General features: G+C 60.2%; 20 protein-coding genes. 11 read left to right on the top strand and 9 right to left on the bottom strand.

What is annotated here, in order from left to right; translation table 11 throughout:
- Positions 1-129 precede the first annotated feature (129 nt).
- On the top strand, positions 130-729 hold the full coding sequence (locus Q4P21_RS12390; protein WP_303389069.1) for a recombinase family protein: 600 nt from the start codon (positions 130-132) through the stop codon (positions 727-729).
- A gap of 423 nt (positions 730-1,152) precedes the next feature.
- Here Q4P21_RS12390 and Q4P21_RS12385 read toward each other — a convergent pair whose 3' ends face one another.
- Genes Q4P21_RS12385 through Q4P21_RS12370 form a run of 4 tightly spaced genes read right to left on the bottom strand, consistent with a single transcriptional unit; the run spans position 1,153 to position 3,209 of the window.
- A complete protein-coding gene (locus Q4P21_RS12385; protein ID WP_303389068.1) occupies positions 1,153-1,626 on the bottom strand; it encodes a YbaK/EbsC family protein in 474 nt (157 codons plus the stop codon).
- A gap of 1 nt (position 1,627) precedes the next feature.
- On the bottom strand, positions 1,628-2,521 hold the full coding sequence (locus Q4P21_RS12380) for an SURF1 family protein (RefSeq protein ID WP_303389067.1): 894 nt from the start codon (positions 2,519-2,521) through the stop codon (positions 1,628-1,630).
- A gap of 3 nt (positions 2,522-2,524) precedes the next feature.
- A complete protein-coding gene (locus Q4P21_RS12375) occupies positions 2,525-2,770 on the bottom strand; it encodes a hypothetical protein (protein ID WP_303389066.1) in 246 nt (81 codons plus the stop codon).
- Positions 2,757-3,209, bottom strand: coding sequence for a DUF3099 domain-containing protein (locus Q4P21_RS12370; protein ID WP_303389065.1), 453 nt, complete (start codon positions 3,207-3,209; stop codon positions 2,757-2,759). The genes Q4P21_RS12375 and Q4P21_RS12370 overlap by 14 nt, the downstream gene beginning before the upstream one ends.
- Before the next feature lie 138 nt (positions 3,210-3,347).
- Here Q4P21_RS12370 and Q4P21_RS12365 point away from each other — a divergent pair, with 138 nt between their 5' ends.
- Together Q4P21_RS12365 and Q4P21_RS12360 are read left to right on the top strand one after the other, a co-directional pair.
- A complete protein-coding gene (locus Q4P21_RS12365; RefSeq protein ID WP_303389064.1) occupies positions 3,348-4,082 on the top strand; it encodes a beta-ketoacyl-ACP reductase in 735 nt (244 codons plus the stop codon).
- 68 nt (positions 4,083-4,150) lie between these two features.
- The gene (locus Q4P21_RS12360) at positions 4,151-4,891 is read left to right on the top strand and encodes an SDR family oxidoreductase (protein WP_303389063.1); all 741 of its coding nucleotides are present in this window, start codon (positions 4,151-4,153) and stop codon (positions 4,889-4,891) included.
- Between the two features lie 125 nt (positions 4,892-5,016).
- Here the strand turns inward: Q4P21_RS12360 and serB are convergent, their stop codons facing one another.
- Complete coding sequence (serB, locus tag Q4P21_RS12355; RefSeq protein WP_303389062.1) at positions 5,017-5,940, bottom strand: phosphoserine phosphatase SerB; 924 nt, start codon at positions 5,938-5,940, stop codon at positions 5,017-5,019.
- A gap of 125 nt (positions 5,941-6,065) precedes the next feature.
- On the opposite strand from serB, the gene Q4P21_RS12350 reads away from it, so the two are divergent.
- The 7 genes from Q4P21_RS12350 (at position 6,066) to Q4P21_RS12320 (ending at position 11,624) form a co-directional block, all read left to right on the top strand.
- Positions 6,066-6,851 (top strand): ABC transporter ATP-binding protein, encoded by a 786-nt coding sequence (locus Q4P21_RS12350; protein ID WP_303389061.1) that lies wholly within the window; start codon positions 6,066-6,068, stop codon positions 6,849-6,851.
- Between the two features lie 98 nt (positions 6,852-6,949).
- Positions 6,950-7,729: a sulfite exporter TauE/SafE family protein gene (locus Q4P21_RS12345; RefSeq protein ID WP_303389060.1), complete on the top strand. Its 780-nt coding sequence runs from the start codon at positions 6,950-6,952 to the stop codon at positions 7,727-7,729.
- Positions 7,726-8,559, top strand: coding sequence for an RNA methyltransferase (locus Q4P21_RS12340; protein WP_303389059.1), 834 nt, complete (start codon positions 7,726-7,728; stop codon positions 8,557-8,559). Before Q4P21_RS12345 ends, Q4P21_RS12340 begins: the two co-directional genes overlap by 4 nt.
- Before the next feature lie 9 nt (positions 8,560-8,568).
- Positions 8,569-9,030, top strand: coding sequence for a peroxiredoxin (locus tag Q4P21_RS12335; protein WP_303389058.1), 462 nt, complete (start codon positions 8,569-8,571; stop codon positions 9,028-9,030).
- A gap of 95 nt (positions 9,031-9,125) precedes the next feature.
- Positions 9,126-9,380, top strand: a complete 255-nt coding sequence (locus tag Q4P21_RS12330; RefSeq protein WP_207346001.1) for a type B 50S ribosomal protein L31 — start codon at positions 9,126-9,128, stop codon at positions 9,378-9,380.
- A gap of 109 nt (positions 9,381-9,489) precedes the next feature.
- Complete coding sequence (locus tag Q4P21_RS12325; protein ID WP_303389057.1) at positions 9,490-10,551, top strand: biotin/lipoate A/B protein ligase family protein; 1,062 nt, start codon at positions 9,490-9,492, stop codon at positions 10,549-10,551.
- Between the two features lie 11 nt (positions 10,552-10,562).
- The gene (locus Q4P21_RS12320; protein WP_303389056.1) at positions 10,563-11,624 is read left to right on the top strand and encodes a tellurite resistance/C4-dicarboxylate transporter family protein; all 1,062 of its coding nucleotides are present in this window, start codon (positions 10,563-10,565) and stop codon (positions 11,622-11,624) included.
- 4 nt (positions 11,625-11,628) lie between these two features.
- Here the strand turns inward: Q4P21_RS12320 and pepN are convergent, their stop codons facing one another.
- The 4 genes from pepN to glgC all read right to left on the bottom strand — a co-directional run bounded on the left by pepN (position 11,629) and on the right by glgC (position 18,445).
- The gene (gene pepN, locus Q4P21_RS12315; RefSeq protein WP_303389055.1) at positions 11,629-14,340 is read right to left on the bottom strand and encodes an aminopeptidase N; all 2,712 of its coding nucleotides are present in this window, start codon (positions 14,338-14,340) and stop codon (positions 11,629-11,631) included.
- 156 nt (positions 14,341-14,496) lie between these two features.
- Complete coding sequence (locus Q4P21_RS12310) at positions 14,497-15,564, bottom strand: YeiH family protein (protein WP_303389054.1); 1,068 nt, start codon at positions 15,562-15,564, stop codon at positions 14,497-14,499.
- Positions 15,558-16,997: an SDR family NAD(P)-dependent oxidoreductase gene (locus tag Q4P21_RS12305; protein WP_303389053.1), complete on the bottom strand. Its 1,440-nt coding sequence runs from the start codon at positions 16,995-16,997 to the stop codon at positions 15,558-15,560. The genes Q4P21_RS12310 and Q4P21_RS12305 overlap by 7 nt, the downstream gene beginning before the upstream one ends.
- A gap of 32 nt (positions 16,998-17,029) precedes the next feature.
- Positions 17,030-18,445, bottom strand: a complete 1,416-nt coding sequence (glgC, locus tag Q4P21_RS12300) for a glucose-1-phosphate adenylyltransferase (RefSeq protein WP_369598899.1) — start codon at positions 18,443-18,445, stop codon at positions 17,030-17,032.
- A gap of 104 nt (positions 18,446-18,549) precedes the next feature.
- On the opposite strand from glgC, the gene glgA reads away from it, so the two are divergent.
- On the top strand, positions 18,550-19,746 hold the full coding sequence (glgA, locus tag Q4P21_RS12295) for a glycogen synthase (RefSeq protein ID WP_303389052.1): 1,197 nt from the start codon (positions 18,550-18,552) through the stop codon (positions 19,744-19,746).
- The last annotated feature ends 209 nt before the right edge of the window (positions 19,747-19,955 follow it).

Below are 19,955 nucleotides of genomic sequence, written 5' to 3'. Positions count from 1 at the left end.
CAAGCCGGTCCTCCACCGGACACACCGGCTGCTGACCTGCTGCTTTGCAAATGGTGACCCATGAAGAGTCCGTATAGGGTGTACGGTGATCTGTCCGGTGATGGGGCCCTATGTGACATACTGATCTACATGTCTAAGATCATGGTCGGCTACGCACGCGTATCCACGGAGGAGCAAGACCTCACCGCCCAACGTGATGCCCTGGCAGCCCTCGGCGTTGAGCCAGAACGCGTCTATGTTGATCATGGCTTTACCGGCAGAAACAAGAATCGCGCCGGACTTCGCGAGGCCCTGGCCGCGTGCCGGGCCGGAGATACGTTCGTCGTTACCAAGCTCGACCGTCTGGCCCGTTCCGTCCGGGATGCCCACGAAATAGCTGGCGATCTTGCCAGCCACGAAATCAAGCTCAGCATCGGTGGCTCCGTCCATGACCCCACCGACCCCATGGGCAAACTACTATTCAACGTCCTGGCAATGATCGCCGAGTTCGAAGCCGACCTCATCAGCATGCGCACCCGCGAAGGAATGAAGGTAGCCAAGGCCAACGGCCGACTCCGGGGAAAACAGCCAAAACTCACCGTGAAACAAGAAGCCCACCTCCTGGAACTGCACGATGCTGGGGAATACACCATGACGGAGCTGGCCGAACTATTCTCCATCAGCCGATCCACCATCTACCGGGCCGTTGAACGCGGACAACGCAGGGCAGCCGAATCAATACGCTCCTGAGAATTGTGCAGTCGACTTCTGACGGAGCCCACCCAACGCGAAGCCAGACTAAGCATCGGCGGCGCCGTCCGCGATCCCACGGATCCCGACGGCTAGTTCCACCGTTCAAAACCCGGATTAGCATCGACACACCCTAAACGTGAATTTCCTTACCGATCATCCTCGGACCCCATCCTCGGCAACTCCCGCGATGGGCTTGCGGGGTTGGGCGCCGGCATCCGCACTGAAGAGGGCCGATGGATCACCGATTCTCCGAAGGGGGCGCTCGAAGTGAAATTTATCGGCCCCAAGGAGTGGGGAATCCTCTGTCAAGTCGTGATTTTTCCTGCCGAGGAGTTTGGATCGGAGGCCGCTCTTGTCAGTGCGGAGCCAGTCCGGCTGGAGTCGCTAGTTGAGGCCAGCTGACAGCTAAGCGAAGCGCCTTCAGCGTACGGCTGTTTCAGTTGCACTTGTGGCTTCCAGTAGCTGCTGGTAACTGATGGACAGCATGGCCTGATGGCTGCCGGCACCAGCCCACAAGACCGAGTATTGGGCCAGGTCGGTGTCGAGAAATGCCCTGATAAGTGCTGGGTGGCCCAATGGGGCGACGCCGCCCACAGGTTGCCCGGTGTGTGCCAGCACAAAGTCAGGGTCGGCCCGGTTGATCTTGGGTAAACCATGTTCCCTGGCCACCATTTTAACGTTCACTTTTGCGGCACCGCTGGCCAGAATCAGCAACGGTTCCCCGCCACACTCAAAAATCAGACTGTTGGCGATCGCCCCCACTTCGCAGCCAAGCACGGCCGCTGCGGTGGCCGCAGTGGCCACGGAATCTGGGACAACAACCACCGTGTCCGGCAATCCAGCCGAGAGCAGAGCCGCACGCACGTTCTCCACCACGTCACTCACGGGCAACATCCTAGAACCCTTGCGAATCCAGGAGAGCGTCCTCGGCCTCTTCAGCCGTGGGCCGAGCCCCAGGCTTGCGCACCTTCTGGTGCCTGCGCGGGTGAAAAGCCGAGCCCCTGCCATATAGTTCCTCTGCTGGAACCCCCGATTCTGCTGCCTCGAGAGCGTCATAATCATCATTGCGGCGTTGCATGCGTGCTGCGTAGCCAAAGCCGACGAACGCAAGGATGCCAAAAGCAATCCACTGCAGTGCGTAGCTCAGGTGGGAACCTTCGTCGATCGACGGTGCAGGGAATGGCACGGGGTTGCTTGCAGCGGCCGGGGTTTCACTCGCCAGCTGACCATAGGCACCGGTCTTGATGGGGTAGTTCAGCTGCGCGGCGTAGTCATTGAGCTCAATCGAGGCAAGCTGTCCCTCCGGGGCACCACGGTTGAGCTGCGGCTCGGCAGGTTTGAGGCGTGCCACCACCGTGACAACGCCGGCTCCCGGCTGGGGGACTGTATCCGGGTGTCCGGGGACCTTGTTGCCAATGGGCAGCCAGCCTCGGTCAATGATGACGGTGTCTCCGTTTTCGAGCGTCAGCGGCACCAGCACCTCATAGCCGGCAGCCCCGTTCAGCGGCCGGTTCCTTACAATGCGCTCGTCGGCCGTTTGGTAGGTGCCCTGCAGGCGAACCTGGGTCCATTCCTTGGCGGGGTCCAGCGCGTCAAAGTTCGTGGCCGCGTCCGCATAGTCCTCCACGGTGCCGGAATAGTTCTGCTGGATTTTGTTGATGTTCTCCACCACGGCATTGCGGCGGTTCATCTGCCAGTTCCCCAAAGCTACGCAGGCGATGGCAAAGACCAAGGCCATTGCAAAATAGCCCAGCCACCTGCTGGAGAACAAAAATTTGTACGTCTTCATGAATTAGGCGGAATCCTTAGGGCTCAACGGCAGAGTTTCCTTCCACAGGGAGCGGCTTTTCAAATAGTCTTCAAGCCAGTGCGCATGGTCGGTGCAGGCCAGCCAAATCTTACGGCGTTCAGCTGTGTGAATCTTGGGATTGTTCCACAGGAGTTGGGTGGTGGCGTGTGCCCGGCAGCCCTTGCGGGAGCAGATAGGCGCCTCAGGTTTCGCTGGCTCCGCCCCGGGGAGCATGTCAAAGATGTCCATGACCCTCTTTTTCCTCTGTTTCATTTGCCTCGTCGGGAACGATTTCCCCGGTGAGGATGTCGCTTGGGGGGCAATCGTCGTCGTCCGTGGCCTCCTCAGACCCGTTCAGGGCATACATGGGAGCCTCATCGAGGAGTTCAACGGTTTCCTGATGGTAGATGTCGGCACCTCCATTGGCGAGGATCACCGCAACCCAGGGCAGCACGACGGCGCCAACGACCGGGATGATCTTGAACCAGCCATCAAAAACAAAAATTGCACCCAAACAGACCATGCGAATGCCCATGGTGATGGAATACTTCACCAAGCGGTGGTGCATTTCTTCGCTGTGCGGTGCGGCTGCGTTGGTAATGGCCTGAACTTCGGGCGCTGTTGAGCGGTGGCGATACTTGCCGCGCCGTCTGGCACCGAACTTCGGCGTAGCTGATTGCTGATTCATCACACTCCAAGGGACACGTCCATTCTCTCACTGCGGGGTTGTGCTGCCAAAAGCAAACTGTGATCCGCGGTGCCTTTCCCCGTAGGATTCCATCATTAGTGTTGTCTTTTTTGTTTCTGTTCTTATCTGGAGGAATACATGAGTGCACCGGCAGTCGAAGAGCACCAGGGCCGCAGTGTCTTGGTCACCGGCGGCAACCGAGGCATTGGGCTGGCCATAGCCCTTGCCTTTCTGGCCAACGGAGACAAAGTCGCCGTGACGTACAGGAGCCCGTCGGAGCTGCCTGAGGGCATTCTAGGAGTTCAGGCAGACGTGACGGACGCCGCCTCCATCGATGCGGCATTTACCGAAGTTGAGGCCGCACACGGTCCCGTCGAGGTGCTGGTGGCCAATGCGGGTATCACGAAGGACACTTTGCTGATGCGCATGAGCGAAGAGGACTTCACCTCGGTCGTGGACACGAACCTGACGGGGGCTTTTCGCGTGATCAAGCGTGCCTCCAAGGGCATGATCCGTAAGCGCAAGGGACGTGTAGTGCTTATCTCCTCAGTTGTGGGCCTGTACGGTTCACCGGGGCAGATCAACTATGCTGCGTCCAAGGCCGGACTGGTAGGCATTGCCCGTTCCCTGACGCGCGAGCTCGGTTCCCGCGGGATCACCGCAAACGTGGTAGCACCGGGCTTCATCAGCACGGACATGACGGCCGCACTGCCTGAAGAGACACAGAAGCAGTACCTTGCCACGATTCCAGCAGCACGCTTTGCGACGGCGGAAGAGGTCGCCAACGTGGTGCGCTGGGTTTCCAGCGACGAAGCCGCCTACATTAGCGGCGCCGTCATCCCTGTTGATGGCGGTCTCGGGATGGGCCACTAATACCTGCTCTGTGGCGCGGGCAGGTGCCCTAGTTCTTGCATTGATTAGACGAAAATAAGGATATTTTTATGGGAAAGCTTGATGGAAAGACGGCCATTGTCACCGGTTCCTCACGTGGGGTTGGTGCCGATGTAGCCAAGTTTTTGGCTGCAGAAGGCGCAGCAGTGGTGGTCAACTACCGGCAGAAGGCGCCGCGCGCCAACAAGGTGGTGGCGCAGATCGTTGAGGCTGGTGGCCGTGCCGTGGCTGTGGGTGCGGACCTGACCACGCAGGAAGGGGTGCAGGCCCTTGTCAGCGCCGCACTGGAGAACTTCGGTTCGCTGGATCTGTTGGTGCTGAACGCTTCCGGCGGCATGGAAAGCGGCATGGCGGAGAACTATGCGCTGATGCTGAACCGCGATGCCCAGGTGAACCTGCTCAACGCTGCCTGGCCCGTCCTCACACCCGGCTCACGCGTGGTCTTCGTGACCAGTCATCAGGCACACTTTATTGAAAGGGTGCCCACCATGCCCGAGTACGAGCCCGTCGCCAAGAGCAAGCGCGCCGGTGAGGACGCATTGCGCGCCTTGATTCCGAATCTGGCAACCGAGGACATCTCCCTGGTGGTGGTCTCAGGGGACATGATCGAGGGGACAGTCACGGCAACCTTGCTTGACCGCGCCAACCCGGGCGCCATCGAAGCCCGCCGCGCAGAAGCCGGACGGCTTTACACCGTGGCCGAATTTGCAGCAGAAATTGCTGCCGCCGCCACGGCAGATGTCCCCAGCGGACACACCGAGTACGTGGGCGGCGCCGACTACTTCAAGTAGCCAACCCGTCATTATCCATCTGGGGCCTGGGCCGGACTGCACAAGCAATCCGGCCCGGCCCCCAGCTGCTTAAAGCGCATGTTTTGAGCATGTTTCGAGCACTGCTGGTGATTTACGGGTTGGGTTTAGTGGTTGGGAATGTTGGCCAGGATCAGTGCCACATCCAAGTTGGGCAAGTTGATTTGCGCATCGGCGGCCGCCCGGACGGCAGGCTTGGCATTGAAGGCAACGCCGAGTGCGGCGGCGGCCATCATGTCCAGATCATTGGCACCGTCACCCAGTGCCATGGTGGCGGTTGGAGCGATTCCAGCTTCGGCACTCCATTCGCGCAGTTTCACAGCCTTGGTGGCGCGATCCACCACATCACCGCGCACTTTTCCGGTGAGGTGCCCGTCGATGATCTCAAGATCGTTCGCGAGGGCGTGGTCCAATCCCAGCCGTTGGGCCAGCGGCGCCAGAATCTGCGAGAATCCACCCGACACGGCAGCTACAACGTGCCCCGCAGCCTTGGCCTCGGAGATGAGCCGTTCGGCACCCACCGACAATTTGATTTTCGCGCCCACCTCGGCCAGCACGCTTTCAGGAAGGCCTGCGAGGGTGGCGACGCGGTGGTGCAGGCTCTGTGCGAAGTCGAGTTCCCCGCGCATGGCTGCAGCGGTGACCTTGGCCACTTCAGCCTCCGTGCCGGCGTGCGCTGCGAGCAGTTCAATGACTTCTTGCTGAATGAGTGTGGAGTCCACGTCCATGATGATGAACTTGCGTGTCGCGGTGCGCAGCGAGTCGGGAACGACGGCGGTGCTCACGTTCTGTTCCCCCGACTCGGCGAGTGCCTTGCGCACACGGGCCAGTCGGGCGGCAGCTTGAGCCTCGCTGGTTCCGCTGGGGTTGAGGGAGCCTAGTTCACGCACCACGGCTTCAAAGCCTGGATGGCTCTCCCTGCGTTCCGAGGCAATCGCATAGCCGTGGTCGACAAGAACTTCCCGAACCGTTTCAAGGGCTGCAGGGGAGAGCACTTCGGCATAGCTGACTGCTGTAAATGTGGAGGGCATGCTGATAATTCTAGCCACTCTCAGGCTGCCATGAACGACTCGTGTAGTCAGCGAGGGCCAGCGCAGGAAACACGCGGACGGGCTGGTTAGCGTTGGCCGCCCCTCGTGCCCTAGGCTCAGTTCTTATGAGTGAAGTTTTGGGACTGGCCGGTGTCAGCGTAGTTCGCGGCACCAAAACACTGTTGGATAACATCGATTGGCGCGTCGTCGAAGGCGAGCGTTGGGTGATTCTTGGGCCCAACGGGGCAGGCAAGAGCACACTGCTGCAAATCGCCGCGGCCCGCATGCACCCCACGCGCGGTGTTGCGGGGATCTTGGACGAGGTTTTGGGTGCTGTTGACGTTTTTGAGCTGCGCCCACGCATCGGCGTAGCCTCGGCCAGTTTGGCGCACCAAATCCCGGAGAACGAAAAGGTCCTCAACGTGGTGGTCACAGCGTCTTATGGCGTCACGGGACGCTGGCGCGAAGCCTACGACCGCGACGACGAGCGCCGCGCATTCAGCCTGCTTGACGAGTGGGGCGTGTCCACGTTCTTCAACCGCCCCTTCGGTTCCTTGAGCGACGGCGAACGCAAGCGTGTGCAGATCGCCCGTGCACTCATGACCGACCCCGAGCTGCTGCTCCTCGACGAGCCGGGCGCCGGGTTGGACCTGGCCGGGCGTGAAGGTCTGGTGCGGCGGTTGAGTGAGCTTGCTGCCGACCCCATGGCCCCCAGCACCATCCTTGTCACGCACCACCTTGAGGAGATCCCACCGGGCTTCACCCATGCGCTGCTGCTGCGTGAAGGCGGCATCGTGGCCCAGGGGCCCATCACGGATGTTCTGACCGAGGAAAACCTGAGCACCACGTTTGGACTGCCATTGGCAGTGACAAGCAATGCCGGCCGCTACACGGCAACGGCGCGCAGCTAGCCTTCCTGCCACGCTCAAAACGGCAACAACCCACTACCACCCACGACAGCACGGCACGCCGAGCCAACGAAGCCCAAAGATCCCGGTGAGGGGCCTGCATGAACGCAATTGAGTCATTCTTCATCCTGCTGGGCGGGCTCTGGGCGGGCACCATCAACACTGTGGTGGGTTCTGGAACCCTGGTCACGTTCCCCATCCTGATTGCCTTGGGGATCACCCCAGTCATGGCCGTTGTGAGCAACGCCATGGGCCTGATCGCCGGGGGAGTCTCCGGTGTTTGGGGCTACCGCAGTGAACTGACGGGTATGAAGCACAACCTTGTGCGCCTCATGCCTGCCTCGCTGCTGGGCGGCATCACGGGCGCCTACCTGCTCCTGCACCTGCCTGAAAAGGTATTTCTGTATGTGGCACCGGTGCTGATTGTGCTCGCGCTGCTGCTGGTGATCTTCCAACCCAGGCTTCAGCGGTCCATCAAGGCCCGTCGCGAGTCAGCTCCCTCCGCCCGATCGCATGAAGCACTCATGTTTGTGCTGATTTTCCTGACAGGGGTATACGGCGGATATTTTGTGGCCGCCCAAGGTGTGCTGCTCGTGGCCATTCTGGGTATCTTCATGAGCGGCACGCTGCAAAACGCGAACGCCGTCAAGAACGTGCTGACTCTCACGGTCAACTGCGTCGCAGCCGTGTCCTACCTGATCTTCGCCCCCGACAAGATCATCTGGATCGTGGTGGGCCTCATCGCCGTCAGCTCTCTGGTAGGAGGCTTCATCGGAGCGAAGATCGGTCGCCGCCTCTCCCCACTCGTCCTCCGCAGCGTCATCGTGACCCTTGGGCTGGTGGCCCTTTACTTCATGGTCATCAAGCTGATCAACGCATGATCATCCCGATCGAGGATGCCGGCGATCCGTGCCTGAACGACTACCGCAACCTCACCGATGTGCAATTGCGCAAAGCCAAGGAGCCGGCCGAGGGTCTGTACATAGCTGAAAGCGGCAAAGTCATTCGTCGTGCCCTGGCGGCCGGGCACGTGCCTCGCTCCTTCTTCTTGAGCGAAAAGTGGCTGCCGGAACTTTCCGATGTGCTCAGCGAGTGGGAGCACATTCCCGCGTTCCTCGGCACGGCCAGCATGCTCGAGGAGATCATCGGGTTCAACCTTCACCGCGGTGCCCTGGCAGCCATGCACCGTCCGGAACCGGCCGACGTCGCCCATCTTTTGGCTGGTGCCCGGCGCGTGGCTGTGCTGGAGGACGTTATTGACCACACCAATATCGGTGCCGTGTTCCGTTCCGCTGCGGCCCTGGGCGTGGACGCCGTCCTCGTCAGCCCGCGCTGCGGGGACCCCCTGTACCGCCGCAGCATCAGGGTCAGTATGGGCACGGTGTTCCAGGTTCCTTGGGCCCGGCTGTCCGAGTGGCCGGCAGGCCTGGAACTACTAAAGTCAGCTGGATTTACGACGGCGGCGCTTGCCTTGGCGGACAACTCGCTGACGATCCATGAGCTGGCTGCACGCAACGAAACACGATTGGCACTGATTCTGGGCACCGAGGGTGACGGGCTCAGCGCCCAAACATTGGCAGCTGCCGATTTTTCCGTCACCATCCCCATGGCTGCCGGTGTTGATTCGTTGAATGTGGCAGCAGCCAGTGCCGTGGCATTTTTTGCGACGCAGCTCCCGCCAGCCGGACCGGCAACCCCCACGAACCGGTAGTGTGGAGGTATGAATATTGGTGAGAAAGTCTCTGATTTCCAACTGCCCGACCAACACGGCAACACCCGGAAGCTCTCGGAGCTACTGGCAGCCGGACCGCTGGTAATTTTCTTTTATCCACGTGCCAGCAGCGGCGGGTGCACCAAGGAGGCCTGCCACTTCCGCGATCTGGAATCAGAGTTTGGTGCGGCAGGCGCTTCACTGGTGGGCATCAGCACGGATTCCCCGGCCAGGCAGCTGACCTTCGCAACCGAGAACCACTTTTCCTTCCCGATGCTCAGTGACAGCAAGGGTGAGGTGGCAGACCAGTTTGGCGTCCGACGTCGCCTCCTGGCCAAGACTCTGCCCACGAAACGGGCCACTTTTGTCATCGACAGCGACTTCACTGTGCGTTTCCAAGTCTCCAGTGAGACCAACATGGACGTGCACGCCGACGAGGCATTGGCTGCCTTGTCCAACCGGGCTTGGTGATTTCGCCCTGAACCGGTAAAGTTTCTTGCTGGACCTTGTGTCCATAACATTCATCAGTCTGGCAAAAACCAGACGATTACACTTTGAGGTTTACCGTGAAGCAGAACACCCACCCCAAGTACCAAGCCATCGTTTTCAACGACCTGGCTTCGGACACCAAGTTCCTGACGCGCTCCACCGCGACGTCCAAGAAGACCATTGAGTGGGAAGACGGCAACACCTACCCCGTCATCGACGTGGAAATCTCCTCGGAGTCGCACCCGTTCTACACGGGCAAGCAGCGCATCATGGACAGCGCCGGACGCGTCGAGCGCTTCAACGCCCGCTTCGCTGGCTTCGGCAAGAAGTAACACTTCTTCACCGGCTTTTCGCAGAAGGACCCACACCGTTTGGTGTGGGTCCTTCTGTTTTATGCAAGTCGTTTTGGCTATCTGCTGCCTTGGCATGGAAAATGAAGCCATGGCTTCTGAACTTCACGGTGAATACAAGGTCCACGGCGGCAAACTGGTGGTGGTGGACTGCTTAGTCACGGACGGGGCGCTCCGCGATGTGCGCGTCAGTGGCGACTTCTTCCTCGAACCCGATGAAGCCCTTGATGACATCAATGCAGCCCTCAACGGGCTCTCTCACGAACTTACCGCCGCAGAGATCGCCAACGCAGTCACGGCAGCCCTGCCGGAAGGGGCCGTGTTGTTCGGCTTTTCCGCCCAGGCGGTCGCCATCGCCGTGCGGCGGGCCCTGACACGGGCCAGCAGTTGGGTGGACCACCAATGGGACATCATCGCTCCCACCGTCCTGCCAACCGCTGTGAATGTTGCACTTGATGAGGTGTTGACTGAAGAAGTGGGTGCGGGTCGGCGCAACCCAACCCTGCGCTTTTGGGATTGGGAGGAGCCATCGGTGGTGATAGGCAGCTTCCAGTCTGTTCGCAATGAGCTGGACCCGGCAGGAGTACAGAAGTACGGCATCAAGGTGGTTCGTCGGATCAGTGGTGGCGGTGCCATGTTCATGGAAGCTGGAAACTGCATCACGTATTCGCTGTATGTGCCGCAAACACTCGTGGACGGGCTCAGTTTCGAGGACTCCTACAAGTTCCTAGATGCATGGGTTTTGGCAGCCCTGGAATCCATGGGCATTGAGGCGTTTTATATTCCACTGAACGACATCGCCACAGAGCAGGGAAAGATCGGCGGTGCAGCGCAGAAGCGGCTCAGCAACGGCGCCATGGTTCACCACGTGACCATGAGCTATGACATTGACGCAGACAAAATGGTCCAGGTTTTGCGCATTGGCAAGGAGAAGCTTTCCGACAAAGGCACCCGGTCAGCGGCGAAACGGGTGGACCCGCTGCGCCGCCAAAGCGGTCTGACTCGCGAGGAAATCCTTGACCGCATGGCTGCCACCTTTGCCGACCGCTATGGTGCGCAGCCATCCACCCTCACCGAGGCTGAACTTCAAGAAGCACGTCTGCGGGTCGAGAATAAGTTTGCCACGGATGAATGGTTACTGCGGATCCCATGAGACCAAACAGAATGACAGCGAAGAATCCCAGATCGCGGTTGCTTAACCAGCCTCCAGCATCCTTCGCCTTTGTCATGGCCACCGGTATCGTCTCTGCATCGCTGCTCGACGCACAGTGGCCGCTTGCCTCCAAAATCCTGTTGTGGATAGCCGTTGCGGGTCTCGTGCTGCTCATTGTGGGATTGTTGGGGCGCATCATCCTTCACACCGCAGACGCTGTGGCGGACTTCCGTAACCCGCACAAGGGCTTCGGCTACCTGACGATGGTGGCTGGCATCAACGTTGTTGGCATCGGATTCCACCCCGTGGCGCCGGTCGTGACCTGGATTCTGGCCGTTTCCAGCGTTCCACTCTGGCTGTTCCTGGCCTACGGTGTGCCGCTGTCCATGATGCTCCGGACAGAGATCGGTGAAAGCCTCCGTCCCCGCCTTTTGCCAGTTGACGGCACTTGGTTCCTCTGGGTGGTCTCTACCCAGTCCCTGTCGATGGCCGCAGCCTCCCTGGCCTCCGGGGGAAGCAACGTGCGCCTTCTCAGCGATGCAGCAGTGGCTTTCTGGGGCATTGGCATCATGCTGTACTTCACGCTCACCACCCTGGTCATCCTGCGTTTGCTCACGGGAGGTGAAAACAAGGGTGGAATAGTACCCACGAACTGGATTTTCATGGGTGCCACGGCCATAACAGTGCTGGCCGGATCCATGATCCTGCACCTGCCCAACGACCTGCCCGTCGTGCACATGGCGGGACCTACAGTTGGCGGTCTGAGCTACCTACTGTGGGCCTTCGGACTGTGGTGGGTGCCGCTGCTGGTGGCCTTTGGCTTCTGGCGCCATGTGGTCAGACGTGAACCTCTGGTATATACGACGGCGCTGTGGTCCATCGTCTTCCCGCTCGGCATGTTTGCCGTGGCCACCTTCAGATTCGGACGCGAAAATTCCATGCCCCTGGTACAGGTTGTCGGGCAGGGTGCCACATGGTTTGCCGTGTTGGCGTGGCTGATAGTTGCCGGCGGCATGGGAGTAGCCTTCCTGAAGTGGCTGCTGCGGCAGTGGACGAACTCCCGCAGCAGCTGACCGCTCAGCCGACGGATTGAGCCCGGAGGGAACGGAGCAAGTGGTCACGCTGCTCGATGACCATCCGACGCAGCCCATTGGCGGCGTCACCGTTTTCAGCCAGCCAGGTATCCGTCCGAATAATTACGGGGTGCTCTTGTGGCGATGTTCCCGGCGCAAGATCTTGGCGCGCCGGGAACAGTCCGCGAACGATCCGTCCGGCAATCTCCAGGCTCTGTTCGCGCCACACCCCTGCAATGGCGGCAAAGTAGGGCTCCACGAACGGTTCCAGCGCTTCAACTGGGGCCATGGTGAGCCCCTCAATGGTGGCGCTGAGCAGCTCATTGCTCAACGCCTTACCACCAACTGCACTGTTCCAGAACTCTTGCCGGCGGCCCGCATCCGGAAAAGCCGTCAGTGCCGTGCGGCGGGCAGCACGGTATTCGGCTGTTGTTTCGGCCGCCAGTTCACTATCAAGTTCTGCCGTATCAGCTGCCCCGCGGGCCGAGAGCGCCTGCCAGAGAAGCCAACGCAGATTCCTGTCCACGAGCAAGCCCTCAGGCACGTCCACACCGTCCAGAAGTCCGCGAAGACGCGGCACCAGGGTGTCGCTGCCGCGGCCCAGGGCTGTCAGTGCGCGTGCCCAGACAAGTTGTTCATCGCTTCCGGGCGCGGTGTTGGCCAAGTGGCGTTCGACTCCGGCGCTCAGCCGTGCAGCTTCCTCCACCCGATGCTGTGGGGACGTGAAGCGACCAAGGGCGTACAACGCGTTGTCCACCAGGGTCTGGAGGAGGCTGATATCGCGTTCGTGGCCTGCTTGCTCGATGACGGCTTGCAGGTAGGTCGTAGCGGGCAGGAGAGCATCGCGGCAAGCGTTCCAGAGCGCGGACCAAACAAGGCTTCGGGCCAACGTGTCGCTGACCGTGCCCACACCGGCAAGCGCCGTGCTCGTAGATCCTGCGTCAAGCCGGACCTTGGCATAGCTGAGATCCTGGTCGTTGAGCAGCACAAGGTCTGGCGCCAGCAGTCCTGCCGCCGCGCCCACTGACGTCACTTCCCCGGCAATATCGAGAAGCAGCGACTGGCTCCGAACCAGGGCTCCGGCGTCGTAGTTGAACAGGCCCACGGCCAGGCGGTGCGGGCGAAGTGATGGCTGGCCGGTGATGGGGTCAACCGACTCCTGCCGGATCCGCAAAGACGTGATCCTGCCCTCGGCCACGGTGAGCTCCGGTGTCAGGGTGGACATGCCGGAGGTTTGCAGCCAGTGGCCCGCCCACGTGCCGAGGTCGCGTCCGGAGGCGGTACCCAACGGCGCCAGCAGGTCCTGCAAGGACGTGTTGGAGTAGGCGTGCGCCTTGAAGTATTCACGGGCTCCGGTGATGAAGGCATCCCGGCCCACGTAGGCAACCAGCTGTTTGAGTACCGACGCACCCTTGGCGTACGTGATGCCGTCAAAGTTGGCCTTGGCCGCTTCCAAGTCTGGGATGTCAGCGACGATGGGGTGAGTGGTGGGGAGCTGATCCTGAGTGTAAGCCCACGCCTTGCGGCGGCTGGCAAACAACGTCCAGGACTTCTCAGCCCACGGAGTGGCCTCGGCGACAGCCAGGTGGCCCATGTAGTCGGCGAAAGACTCCTTCAGCCACAGATCATCCCACCAACCCATGGTGACAAGGTCGCCGAACCACATGTGCGCCATCTCGTGCATGATCGTGATGGCGCGCAGCTGGTATGCCATGTCGGTCGCGCGGGAGGCATGGATGTAGGACTCCGTGAACGTTACCAGGCCCGGATTCTCCATGGCGCCCAAGTTGTACTCCGGCACAAACGCTTGGTCGTACTTGCCGAACGGATAGGGGTTGTCAAAAATGCCGTGGAACCAGGCCAGTCCCGCCTTCGTGATGGTGAAGATTTCCTCGGCGTCAAAGTACTGGGCCAAGGATGCGCGGCAATATGCGGCCAACGGAATGTCCAGACGTTGTCCGGCGTGTTCACTTTCTGGCCCGAACGTCATGGAGAAATGATCTTCAGCCTTGAAGTACGGCCCTGCCAGCACTGTGGTGATGTAGGTGGAAATGGGCAATGTGGGGGCAAAGTCCCAACGGACGGCCTCCGGCGTGTCACGTGCTGACCCTGTTGCGGTGCCCGACTTCACTTCCATGGACGGCTCTGGTGCTCCATCCCGCCCCATGGCCGGTGCCGGCTCCGCCTTGTGGGCCACGGATTGGTTGGAGGCCACTTCCCAGCCCGCAGGTGCTGTGACGTGGAACGTGAAGGAGGCCTTCAGATCAGGCTGTTCGAAATTGGCAAAAACGCGCCGGGCATCTGCAGGCTCGTACTGCGTGTAGGTGTAGATTTCACCGTCGCTGGGATCCATGAACCGGTGCAGTCCTTCGCCGGAGCTTGAATAGGCAGCCGTCGCCGCAACCACCACCGTGTTTTCCGCAGCCAGTCCGGGCAGATGGATTCTCGATCCGTCAACTACGGCCGCAACGTCCAGCTCCACGTCATTCAGAGTTACCGACTCAACACTGATTCCAATGAAGTCAAGGAACGTCGTTGGGGCCGGGCCGGTCTGGCCGGCCGTGCCAGCGGAAAAGGTGATGCTGCTGCGGGTGGGAAACCCTGGGACGGACAAGTCGCGGGCATGGCTCAGATCGAGCTCCACGTCGTACTTGTGGACGGTGAGGAGGGACTTGCGGGCTGCGGCTTCACTGCGCAGCAGATTAAAGTTCGGCACCAATTCATTCAACCATGGCAGCAGCAAACTTCCACGTGCTGCTGCAATCCACTTCGACTTGGCGCATCGGCGTACTCAGGGAGCTCGGAAGAACCAGCCGGCTCAGCAGACCTCGAAGACCTAGACAGTCCCGCCTGACACACACTCAGGCGGGTTTTACGCAGACATCAAGTGCACGGCGCCAAAGGCCAGCGCTGCAATCAGAGCCCAGGCACACATTGCCATGACCGTGGCGCGCAGGCCAGTGTTGAGCAGTTCGCGCACTCGGACGCTTGAGCCAAGGCCAAACAGTGCGGCTCCAAGGGTAATGTCCTGGGCCAGGGCTCCTGCTTCTATGACGCCGTCGGACATCCAGCCGGTGGTGCGCAAGGCGGCCATCAGCAGAAAGCCGACAACGAACATGGGTATGACGGGTGGGAAGCGCGGGGCAGCGGCGGCTTCGGGGCTGCCAGCCTCCATGAGTGCAAGGGCGCGTGCATGGCGCCTGCGTTCAAGGGCTCCGGCCACCCCAACGATCGGTGCCAGAAGCACCACACGCGTCAGCTTGACCACCACGGCGGCGCTGAGGGCGACGGCTCCTGCGGTTTGCGCGGTCGCCACGACCTGTCCCACATCGTGGACACCTGCGCCCACCCACTGGCCAAACTGCAGGTTGGTCAAGCCCAGAGGGTGCATGAGCAACGGCAGAACGCCGATGGCGAGTGTGCCGCAGAGCGTCACGAGAGCCACGGGCAGCACGGTATCTTCGTGTTTCGTGTTCTTGACGGCAGCCATGGCCCCGATGGCGGAAGCGCCGCAGATCGAAAAGCCGGTGGCAATCAGCAGGGGGGTGTCGCCGCCGAGCTTGAACAGCTTACCCAAGGCAAATGTGCCCGCGAAGCTGAGCAGCACCACCCCCACGATCAGGGCCACACTGATCCAGCCCAAGTCCATGATGTCGCCCAGGCTGAGCTTGAGTCCCAGGAAGACAATACCGGCGCGCATGAAGTGCTTGCCGGCAAAGTTCAGCCCGGCCCGCAGTGGTCCTTGACACCATTGTGATGTCACGGGCAGGTTGACGGCTGCAATGCCCAGCACGACGGCGATGGTCATGGAAGGCAGCATCGGCACCACTGCGTGCAACAGCAAGGAAACGGCGACGGCACCTAGGGCTACAGCCAGGCCGGGTGCCAGCGCGTGCAAGGTGGCGCCCTTGGTGACTGTGCCGGCGTCGGGCTTTACCATGGGCTGACTTTGTAGTCCTTCAGGAAGACGCCGTACTGGTCTTCCCCGGATTCACCCATCACGATGGGGTCGTACACACGGGCGGCGCCGTCTACCAGGTCCAAGGGTGCGTGGAAGCCTTCTTCAGCCAAGCGCACCTTGGTGAAATGCGGGCGTTCATCGGTGATCCACCCCGTGTCCACGGCTGTCATCAGGATTCCGTCTTCTTCGAGCATCTCGCCGGCGCTGGTACGAGTGAGCATGTTCAACGCCGCCTTGGCCATGTTTGTGTGCGGATGTCCGGGGCCCTTGTAGGCGCGGGAGAACTGTCCCTCCATGGCTGAGACGTTCACAATGTACTTGCGGCGGGCGCTTGACGCCTGCATGGCCGGGCGAAGGCGGGAAACCAGCAGGAAAGGCGCCGTCACATTGCACAACTGCACTTCAAGCATTTCCAAGGGGTCTACCTGTTCCACCACTTGGGTCCAGCTGTTGATGGTGGCAAGGTCGGGAACGAGGCCTCCGGCGTCGATGGCCGTTCCTGCCGCGATCCGTTCAAGCGACGCCGAGCCCATGGATAGGGCCAAGGCTGCGATTTCATCACCAGCGAGCTGCGGGCTTTCCATCATTTGAGTGGCAAGGGCCAATGGGTGCTTGTCGTGGGCGTGGCCGAAGGTGACAAGTTCGGGCATGGGGGAGCGGGTGGGAAGATCTTCCAACTCTGCGTCCACCAGCGGCTTGTATGCGTTGCCAGTCCGGCGCACGGTTTGGGCTGCGTTGTTGATGATGATGTCCAGAGGTCCGGCGTCATTGAGCGAGTCAGCCAGGGCGACAACTTGGCTTGGATCACGCAAGTCGATGCCGACCACGCGGAGCCTGTGCAGCCATTCTCCGCTGTCTTCCATGGCAGCGAAACGACGGGCAGCGTCTTTGGGGAAGCGTGTGGTGATGGTGGTGTGCGCGCCGTCGCGCAGCAATCGCAGCGCAATATACATGCCGATTTTGGCACGCCCACCAGTCAACAGCGCCCGTTTTCCCGAAAGATCGGTGCGTGCGTCGCGCTTTGAATGGTTGAATGCTGCGCAATCCGGGCACAGCTGATGGTAAAACGCATCTACCTGGGTGTAGTGCTGTTTACAGATGTAGCAGGGGCGGGAACGCAAAAGCGTTCCCGCCGTGTCGCCAGTCGTTGACGGCTTGAGCTTGTTACCCCGAGTCTCATCGTCTATCCGGTCAGGTGCCGCCGTCGCAGTTTTCGCAATGACAGCCTTGTCGGCTTCATTGACTGCGTCACGTTTTACGTTGCGGCGGTACCGTTTGACGGCCTTGAACATCTTTCCCGTGGCCCTGCGGACCTTTATATAGTCAGGATGCTCTTCGTCATAGACATGGATGTTCTCCAAGACTCTTAAACAATTTTGAATCTCTTCGGGGGTAAAGTCGTCGGCAGTCACTGAACAATTTTAGCCTCTCCAACGGAGCGGACTTACCCCGTGACTTCGACAGGCTCCTCCACTGCAGTTTCGGCCGTTTCCCGCTCAACGCCTTCGCCATCCTGCTCAACGCGGCGGCGCGCAACCGAGCGGAAGAAACCTTCTTGAATTTCTTCGATCTTCGATTTGGCCAAGGCCCGCTCAGCTGCATCCGGAACCGGGACTACCTGGCCCTTGCTCAGGACCGTCAGGCCAGACTCTGTGATGACAAAGCCGCGGGCCTTGTCCAGTTCGATATCCACGCCGATGGTTGCGCCAGCCGGGATCTTCACGTTCTTGTCGATGATCGCCTTGTACACCATGGCACCTTCACCGACAGTGACCTTGTCCATCAAAACAGATTCCTGCACCCGGGCGCCGTCGCCGACGAAGACGTCCTGCGAGAGGACGGATTTCTCCACGACCCCACCGGAAACCACCACGCCTTGGTCCACAATCGAATCCAGTGCCGTGCCGGCGGAGTTGTGTGCCCCGTGGACAAACTTAGCCGGTGCGGACAGGGAATTACGGGTATAGATGGGCCAATCCCTGTTGTAGAGGTTGAAGATGGGCAACGGTGAGATCAGGTCCATGTGGGCGTCGTAGTACGAATCGATCGTGCCCACATCACGCCAGTAGTTCCTGTCCCTGTCCGTGGCACCGGGGATGTCATTGGTCGTGAAGTCATAGACGAAGGCCTCTCCGCGCTCCACAAAGTGGGGGATGATGTCTCCGCCCATGTCGTTCTTCGTGTCACTCTTGGCGGCGTCCAGCTCCAGTGCTTCGACCAGGGCATCAGTGTCAAAGACGTAGTTGCCCATTGAAGCGAGGAACTGATCAGGAGCATCGGGCAGCCCTGGCGTTGTGGCGGGCTTTTCCACAAACGCTGCAATCTTGTGGGCGCCAACTGCACCGGGGACTTCAGCATTGTCAATCTCAATGACACCGAACTGGTCAGCCATCTCAAGAGGCTGGCGTACTGCGGCGACGGTGGCCCTGGCGCCGGACTTGATGTGGCTGTTCACCATCTGCTCAAAGTCCATGCGGTAGACGTGGTCCGCGCCCACCACGACAACGATGTCCGGCTCTGCGTCACCGATGAGGTTCATCGACTGGTAGATGGCGTTAGCGCTTCCAAGGAACCAGCTTTTGCCGCGTCGTTGCTGTGCGGGAACTGAAGCTACATAGTTACCCAAGAGTGTGGACATGCGCCAGGTCTCAGACACGTGGCGGTCAAGGCTGTGTGACTTGTATTGGGTCAAGACAACCATTTTTAAATATCCCGAGTTGGCCAGGTTGGACAAAGCAAAATCAACCAAGCGGAAACCCGCAAAGGGCACCGCCGGTTTAGCCCTGTCTGCTGTCAACGGCATCAGGCGTTTACCCTCGCCACCTGCCAAAACGATCGCCAAAACTTTTTTGACTGACATGATCCACCCTCCGCCAGCTTTAATGGTTCAGTTTGCGGTGACCTCCGAGGGTCACAACAACTTCACACTAGAACAAATGTGTCCCGACAGACTACCTTGAGAGGGTGCGTATAGACATTGTGACAAAAGAATTTCCGCCCGAGATTTACGGAGGGGCCGGAGTGCATGTCGCCGAGCTCAGCCGTGTACTCGCTGCGAAGGCCGATTTGCGGGTGCATGCATTCGGAAAGGAAAGGGAAAAGGACTTCCATGGGGCCACTGTTGCCTCCTACGAACCGCTCCCTCAACTTGACGATGCAAATGCTGCCGTCCAAACACTGGGGGTGGATTTGCAGATTGTGCCGGCCATTGCCGGTTCCGACCTTGTGCACTCCCACACTTGGTATGCCAACATGGCAGGACACATTGCGGCGCTGCTGCACGGTATCCCGCATGTTCTGAGTGCCCACAGCCTGGAGCCGTTGCGCCCGTGGAAAGCCGAACAGTTGGGTGGCGGCTACGCCGTCTCCTCCTGGGTGGAGAAGACCGCTTATGAGGGCGCCGCAGCGATCATTGCTGTCTCCGACGGCATGCGCCAGGATATCCTGCGCAGCTACCCCGACGTGGACCCGGCCAAGGTCAAGGTCATTCATAACGGTATCGATGTTGCCGCGTGGCAGCGCGATGAGGAGGACGACGTCGTCCGTTCCCTTGGCATTGATCCGGACCGTCCCAGCGTTGTTTGGGTTGGAAGGGTTACGCGTCAGAAGGGCGTGCCGTACCTCTTGAAGGCTGCTGCAGCGCTTCCTCCGGAGGTGCAGCTGGTTTTGTGTGCGGGTGCCGCAGACACTCCGGCACTCGGCGCCGAAGTCAATGAACTGATTGCTGGCCTGAAGGCACAGCGTGACGGGGTCATCGTCATCGAAAGGATGCTGCCGCGTGCTGAGCTGATTCAGGTTCTTAGCCATGCAACCGTATTCGCCTGCCCTTCAATATATGAGCCGCTTGGCATTGTGAACTTGGAGGCCATGGCATGTGGAGCTGCTGTAGTGGCCAGTGCAACGGGTGGAATCCCAGAAGTTGTTGCGCACGGTGAGACGGGATTGTTGGTTCCGTTGGAGCAAGTTGGTGACGGCACGGGAACACCTTTGGATCCGGAGAAGTTCGTTGCAGACTTTGCCGCCGCGATGATTGAGGTGGTGAACGATCCTGCACGTGCCCGAGCAATGGGCGAAAAGGGACGTCAGCGAGCTACTGACCATTTCTCTTGGGAATCGATTGTTGAACAGACCTTGGACGTCTATAAAAGCGTTCTTCCTTAGTAAAAGTTTTCCGTGCTGTATCTAATTAGTATCTAAATGGTACTTAGCTACTTCTTTGTGAGGGCCCTGATCTGTGGATCAGGGCCCTCACAGTTTTAACGCCAGTCAAAATATTTGCTGCTCGTCCTATCCGCTATCACCATTGATTCTTACTCGTCTTTTTGGGGAGGCCGTGGTGGTAGTGGTTGCGGCGTGGTGTTTGTTGGGGG

The organism is Arthrobacter sp., from assembly GCF_030540645.1.
Classification (GTDB): Bacteria; Actinomycetota; Actinomycetes; order Actinomycetales; family Micrococcaceae; genus Specibacter.
The sequence above is the reverse complement of the archived record's forward strand: the minus strand, read 5'-3'. Positions and strand labels throughout refer to the sequence as shown.

Bases quoted from the DNA above. Each gene is read 5' to 3' on its own strand.
- Q4P21_RS12335 (WP_303389058.1), top strand. From the start codon at position 8,569: ATGAATATTGGTGAGAAAGTCTCTGATTTCCAACTGCCCGACCAACAC.
- glgC (WP_369598899.1), bottom strand. From the start codon at position 18,445: ATGTCAGTCAAAAAAGTTTTGGCGATCGTTTTGGCAGGTGGCGAGGGT.
- Q4P21_RS12385 (WP_303389068.1), bottom strand. From the start codon at position 1,626: ATGTTGCCCGTGAGTGACGTGGTGGAGAACGTGCGTGCGGCTCTGCTC.
- Q4P21_RS12345 (WP_303389060.1), top strand. From the start codon at position 6,950: ATGAACGCAATTGAGTCATTCTTCATCCTGCTGGGCGGGCTCTGGGCG.
- Q4P21_RS12390 (WP_303389069.1), top strand. From the start codon at position 130: ATGTCTAAGATCATGGTCGGCTACGCACGCGTATCCACGGAGGAGCAA.
- Q4P21_RS12365 (WP_303389064.1), top strand. From the start codon at position 3,348: ATGAGTGCACCGGCAGTCGAAGAGCACCAGGGCCGCAGTGTCTTGGTC.
- Q4P21_RS12380 (WP_303389067.1), bottom strand. From the start codon at position 2,521: ATGAAGACGTACAAATTTTTGTTCTCCAGCAGGTGGCTGGGCTATTTT.
- Q4P21_RS12350 (WP_303389061.1), top strand. From the start codon at position 6,066: ATGAGTGAAGTTTTGGGACTGGCCGGTGTCAGCGTAGTTCGCGGCACC.
- Q4P21_RS12370 (WP_303389065.1), bottom strand. From the start codon at position 3,209: ATGAATCAGCAATCAGCTACGCCGAAGTTCGGTGCCAGACGGCGCGGC.
- Q4P21_RS12325 (WP_303389057.1), top strand. From the start codon at position 9,490: ATGGCTTCTGAACTTCACGGTGAATACAAGGTCCACGGCGGCAAACTG.
- Q4P21_RS12340 (WP_303389059.1), top strand. From the start codon at position 7,726: ATGATCATCCCGATCGAGGATGCCGGCGATCCGTGCCTGAACGACTAC.
- Q4P21_RS12310 (WP_303389054.1), bottom strand. From the start codon at position 15,564: ATGGTAAAGCCCGACGCCGGCACAGTCACCAAGGGCGCCACCTTGCAC.
- Q4P21_RS12360 (WP_303389063.1), top strand. From the start codon at position 4,151: ATGGGAAAGCTTGATGGAAAGACGGCCATTGTCACCGGTTCCTCACGT.
- serB (WP_303389062.1), bottom strand. From the start codon at position 5,940: ATGCCCTCCACATTTACAGCAGTCAGCTATGCCGAAGTGCTCTCCCCT.
- Q4P21_RS12320 (WP_303389056.1), top strand. From the start codon at position 10,563: ATGACAGCGAAGAATCCCAGATCGCGGTTGCTTAACCAGCCTCCAGCA.
- Q4P21_RS12375 (WP_303389066.1), bottom strand. From the start codon at position 2,770: ATGGACATCTTTGACATGCTCCCCGGGGCGGAGCCAGCGAAACCTGAG.